The following is a 991-nucleotide window of genomic DNA, read 5'->3' as shown; positions in this document are numbered from 1 at the left end:
TGTTGTTGCCGATAGGCTTCGTTGATTTGCTGGCGGTTGAGCGTTTCGCGGTAGGCGAATGTGTTAATCAGCAAGCGTTCAATGTGGGCAGGTTGCAGCGTTTTGCCTGTGCGTGATTCGTAATCCGCAATCATTTCCGCCAACACCGTTTCAGGGTTGTCGTCCACGATTTTGACTTCTTCGCGTTTTAAATCGCTCACATTCATGTTGCTGTTCCTGTTGCGTAAATTTGGGTTTGATAGAGTTCGCTGGCGATGTCGTTCGCGATTCGCCATTCCACAATCATCGTGATGTGTGGGGCGTTGCCGCTAAATCGTACGCGTTCTGCTACGGCTCGTTTTTCCCATGTTTGAATCGCCAGCGTGATTTCACGCACCACGTTTGGCACGAAGATGTCTTCGGGCGTGTCCAAATAATCAAAATGGTTTGAGCCGAAATTGGGGCGTAATACGTCTGCGCCTTTGCGCGTGGACAAAATATTGTGGATACATAAATCAATGTCGTCCGCGCCTTGCGTGATGCCGTGTCCGCCTTGTGCGAGCTGCCAATGTTGGGAAATGGGGTGTTCGTAGTTCATGGTGTGATTATGGCTTTAAGACGGCATATTGACTTTTAACGCGCATTAAAAAAAGTCCTGCCGCAATCCGTAGGACTTGGGGGACAAAATTCCCGATGTCGGGAAATTTGGCTATTTTTGACAACGTGTTTACAAAAATGATTACTGCGCGGCAGAAGTTGGCGCACCATCTCCTTGCTCCATGTGAGTATGGTTTTGCAACGAAATATTGCCAGCAGTAATATCGCCTGTTGCTTTCAAGCTGCCTGAAATCGTTGCGGCTGCACCGCCACCACCTGAACCTGCCATACCAGCCGTGTAAGTCAGCAAGCCATTTACCGCCAGCGTTTTTTGTATCACACAATCGGCATCAATCGTAACCGTGCCACTGGTCTTAATCAAAATATCGCCCGTTTTGCGGTTGTGCTGAATGCG

At 48.9% G+C, this 991-nt stretch carries 1 protein-coding gene and 2 pseudogenes; all 3 read right to left on the bottom strand.

Going from position 1 to position 991, the window contains the following annotated elements:
- Positions 1-206 (bottom strand): annotated as a pseudogene (locus BQ5809_RS08025) (baseplate assembly protein); the annotation flags it as partial.
- Entirely contained in the window at positions 203-577 is a 375-nt protein-coding gene (locus tag BQ5809_RS08020; protein WP_071461646.1) for a GPW/gp25 family protein, read from the bottom strand. The gene BQ5809_RS08020 and the pseudogene BQ5809_RS08025, both read right to left, overlap by 4 nt.
- Positions 578-718: 141 nt before the next feature.
- Positions 719-991, bottom strand: a pseudogene (locus BQ5809_RS11020) (phage baseplate assembly protein V); the annotation flags it as partial.

Source organism: Kingella kingae ATCC 23330, assembly GCF_900111845.1.
Lineage (GTDB): Bacteria > Pseudomonadota > Gammaproteobacteria > Burkholderiales > Neisseriaceae > Kingella > Kingella kingae.
Note: the sequence above shows the minus strand (reverse complement) of the source record. Positions and strands in the feature narration are given on the sequence as shown.